The organism is Legionella gratiana (assembly GCF_001467695.1).
Lineage (GTDB): Bacteria > Pseudomonadota > Gammaproteobacteria > Legionellales > Legionellaceae > Legionella > Legionella gratiana.
The window spans coordinates 36,514-41,183 of record NZ_LNYE01000026.1; the positions used below are offsets into that span (position 1 = coordinate 36,514).

Below are 4,670 nucleotides of genomic sequence, written 5' to 3' on the forward strand. Positions count from 1 at the left end.
GCTCGTAACGTTTCTAATTTTTTATTTAAGGTTTCATGAATTTCTTTATTTTCTACGTGTACCGCATTTATTGCTTGCGCTACTTTTGCACCTGACATCTTAAAAATAGGCGCAGCAGCGAAACCAATTTCATGCTTTGGTACAAAATCGGGATTTCTTACCGCAACAAAATTAAAAATATATCTATCTGCTCCACTTGAAGTTTTACCATCAAGAGCTACTTTAGTTGGAACTAAGGCTACATTCTCGGGTAAATCCAATGAAAACCCATCTTTAGAATCAGATGTATGAGACCCAAACGGTGATGGTAGTAACTTTTCAGGATCACTGATTTCAAAGAGTGTATTTGAATCGAAGATTATCTCTGATGTCTCTATTTTGGACGAGTTTTCCTTTAAGTCATCTAACTTAATTGGCATAAAAGCGTGAGTAGAAAGAGCGGTAAAGAGATGGTTTTCCGTATTTGCAATAATGGTGTTGGCTTGCTTAATCAATTTATTTTGCAAGTCTTGTGGCATGTTTAAGCCGTGGAACAGTATTGGTGATGAATGAGCCGAGCTTTTTGTATCTATCAGTGCTTTATTGGCCAAAGGAGTCAGTAATGAAGCAATCAATACTTCTTTAAATGTCGAGTCTTTATCCTTATTTTGGGCAATTGCATTGACGCGAGTATAGTACCAGCCATTATTTTGCATGAGGCTAATTAAATCATGTTTGATCTGATCTTTTTCTCTACTGTTCTTTTGTCTAATCGTTTTGTCCCAGGTGTCTCCAAGTTTCTTTACTGGTTCGTTGGAGTCAGTCGGATGAAATTCAGTATCTTTCTCATGTTGCATTAGCTTGTCGATGTTATTGATATCGGTATCATGTAACAATGAACCAACAACGCTCATATCGCATTTAGTCAATAAATCACGAAAGAATGATTCTTCGAGTCGTTGGCCATTTAAAAGAATATGATCGTTTTGAATGATTTCAGGATTGGCCATGATTTGTTGGATAATACGTGCAGCGGCAATTTCATCTATATGAGATACTCTTTTTGCTTTCGTGGGATCGGACTGCAATGTATCTTTGATTGTACTCATGATTACTTTTGAGCGGGCTTGTTGAATAGCGTCTAAACAAGTAGTAGGTTGCTGTTCACATGTTCTCGCAAAAGCAGTGGGTAAATAATAAGAGGATGGTTCTAAATAAGTTTTATAACCAGGAAAAGCTTGCTGTATCTCAGGAATGGCATAATATTCCTTGATAGTTACGAATCGCTCCTTATCTTTCAGCTGATAATTAGAATTGATGCGTCGTATATTCTTGTAATTTGGAGTGTTATCTTCTTCTACAACGTATTTTTCCCCGCTGTATGGATTTTCATAAGGTCCGCCTCGGCTGGGATCCTCTATTGCTTCGGGGTTGAACTGTGGAACAACGGCTCCAGTAGCCAAGAAAAATTCGCGATGTGTTTTGAGAACAACTTCAGCTCCTTGCGGGCCTACAGATTTTTTAAGTGTATAGTAGGCGCGTTCCAATACGGGTTCTTGAGGTGCCTTGACTCTCATTAAGTCCACCATATGGCCTTGGTTTATCAAGATATGTGCTGGGGTTTGATCCCAACTATGACTTTCGTCAAGAATAATTGCAGCATATTGATCCACTTCCTTTTGATCTGTGAAGATTTTGCCAATGAGCTTATTGTCTTCAACGTATTTTCTGAAAGCTACTTCACTTTTTTTATGATATTCCGCATAAAAATTTCTGGTACGATCTTCATTAAACCCAGAGCGTTCATCATCTCTTCCTACCACAAAGAACGCTTGTGCGATTAGAATTTTTTTCAGTTCTTCTGGGGTAACATCGGCCAATGTTCGGCCATCTTGGGCTGTTCCTAGTTTTTCTCCTCTGAATTTTGCTTTACGTGCTTCTTCGACCATTACTTCAGCACAAGCCATGGTGCGTACTGTATGTGCAAGGCCGTGAGTTCCTCGATCAGGTCCTTCGTTTGGACGGAGTCGTTCTCCTTTTGGATTTTTTGGATCTTTTAATGGTCCAGGATAGGGATGTCGTAAATATTCTTGATGCACATATTCTATGGCACTGCGCACATCGTCATCATTCTCCAATAAAGTACTACTTAGAGCAGGTTTAGAAACAGCGATTTTTTTAGGAGTCGTCGTTTTACCGGTTAAAATAGGAGCAGAGCTTTCTTTGGGTAACTCTTTTTCTGTAGCACGTCTTAGTGCAGTTGCCTCGGTATGTCCCCCGCCACCTACAGGGAATTCAGGTGTAACTGCTCGTAACCAACGGGTAATTTCCCCATACCCATTTCCAGCGAGTTCATTTTTCATGTCCTGAGTGATGGTTAGACCGAGATTTTCTAGGGTTGGCGGATTATCACCTATTAATGCTGTACGTGCCCTTACTCCTGCAGAAGCAACCCAATAGCCGCATAAGCCCATGTTTAATCCAGTGCCATTTGGAATTACAGATAGTGTAGCGCCTTCAGGTAGTTTTCGTTTTCTGGTGAGGATGGTTTGATAACCTTTTCCTGAATCTTCACCCAGGGGATCAAAGAGGTAGTATTGATTATCTTTGCCTTTAATTAACATGATCCAGTGGCCGGATTCTTGTGTTGGACTCACACCGGTTAATATGGGCATAAACCCTTGCTGGTCTAGTTTATCGAATCTTATGTCAGGATTGCCATTGTAAATGATACCACTGGTAATATCTTGTCCCATACGTTCGAAAATGGCGTGCATACCATCTTGTGTTAATTCTACCCCTTGTACGTATCCAGGCATTTTGATTTTCCTCAACAAATTTAAACAGCCAATTGAAACTTGTTACCTAGCTTGCTTCTCAATAATGTATGTTTGATTTTCACTGAGCTAGGGTAGGTATTTCTTATAGGATAATATAAAATTCAATCAGATTGTAATTAACGAAACCACAGTGTCTTTTATTATAAACCTAAATTGATTAAGTTAACGTTAAGTCATCAAAACTCATTTTGAGTTGATTTCTGAGGTTCAACCTAGGTCAAAGAAAATACTCCTCACGAATTTATGGGAATTGGCTGAAAAACTCCGAAAAATAGACCTTTGTAAGGAGTCGCCTAATGCAAAACAAATTAAAACATGACCTTCTGTTGCGGTTCTTTATAAACTTTAATGAGTTCATAGTGCATGATTTGTTTGCCGATCTCAGCTAAAATAGTGTCGATTAATTTTGAGCGTTCTTCGATTTTAGCCATAAACGTGGTGCTACGGACTAGATGATTTAAAAGTACATGCAATTTATCAGCACACTCCGCAGAAACTCCAATCGCGTTCTCTAATTCTTCAGGAGTTTTCTGAGCCAAGTTATTGATAAGTTCGTGTAGGTCATACGTATCATTATTTAAATCTTCCTTAAATTGATCTAATAATTTCCCTTCATTAGCCAAGCGAGATCGTTCATCAGTGGTTAGGCCTACTAAATCAGTAAGTCCTTGAAGCATCCAACGATTTTTAGTGATTGTTTCCGTTTTTTCTTTTCTTGATTTTGTTAAATGATTCTGATGGGCTTCACATAATTCACGTAACCGTATAATTAAGGTCTTACTCTTCCCTTGTAATTGTTCCATTGCAGGATAGGCTTGTTGTTTCTCACCAAAAAATTCGTTTAATTTCAGGATATTCGCTTTTTGCCTTTTTGCTGTCTCAGAATCATCCAGTGTTGTTGCGAGTTTATCGAGGATCTGTAAATTTTGTTGGGCCTCTTTGGTCTGCTCGGCAAACGTGTTTACTTCCATTTGATTGAGGGAGACTCTTATATTGCTCATTAATACCTTAACTAAATATTGATTTACTGGTTGTAGTCGATCGTTTAATCCATCGATATCGGACAGATTAAGCGGGTCTGTTGCTGCTTCGTGTATTCTCCTCTTTTCTTGACGCAACTGTTCCACTTCAGCAAGTCGTTCATTGAAACTAAAAATTATTTTTTTCACAGCAGTTAGATTTTTAGGTTTTTCTTGTTCAAGTAGGGTAATTTTTTCTGTCACCTTGGCTACATAGGCATCATATAATTTATTATGAATGGTTCGTAGCTGTTCTTCTAATTTTTCGACATCAGTAAAATCAACTGTTTCGGTCTCAGATTGCAGCCGCGCTTTTTCATTGCGCAACAATTTTACTTCTTCATGTAAGACATTAAAATGAGATAGTTCCTTCTTAATGCGGGTCATATTATCGAGTTTTGCTTTGTCCAGGGCCGTGATTCGCGAGGTTATGCTGGTCATAAGTGTTTCATAACGCTTCTTCACGTGCTCTGGATTAGTGAGCACGGACGTAACGGTGGCACGTTGCAGCGAAGCCAAGTTTTCAGTCACCTCTTGTTTTGTGTGTTGGATTTTCTCCCTTAAGTCACTACTTATCGAGGGTATAGTGCTCATGTCTTTATCGGAGGAGATACTTTCAAGTGCTTTTAAGGCATCCGCAACGTGTTGTTTTTCTAGTGCATCTTGGCATTTTTTCAACGAGATAAGTTGACTTTGCAGCGCTATTTTCTTTTCAATAATCGGTCTTAGGTTATCCATTTCTCGTTTAGCTGCTTTTGCTGCATCGGATTTAAAGCCAGACCATTCTTCATTGGAAGGAAAGCTTGCTAAAGCACGTTGCATCATTTCTATA

The 4,670-nt window shown here is 38.8% G+C and carries 1 protein-coding gene and 1 pseudogene; both read right to left on the reverse strand.

Annotated features, from left to right (window positions below; genetic code table 11):
* The coding region (locus Lgra_RS12735; protein WP_238584447.1) for a SidE phosphodiesterase domain-containing protein at positions 1-2,798 on the reverse strand (2,798 nt) is incomplete at its 3' end.
* Between the two features lie 329 nt (positions 2,799-3,127).
* Positions 3,128-4,670: pseudogene (locus Lgra_RS12740) on the reverse strand (SidE phosphodiesterase domain-containing protein); the annotation flags it as partial.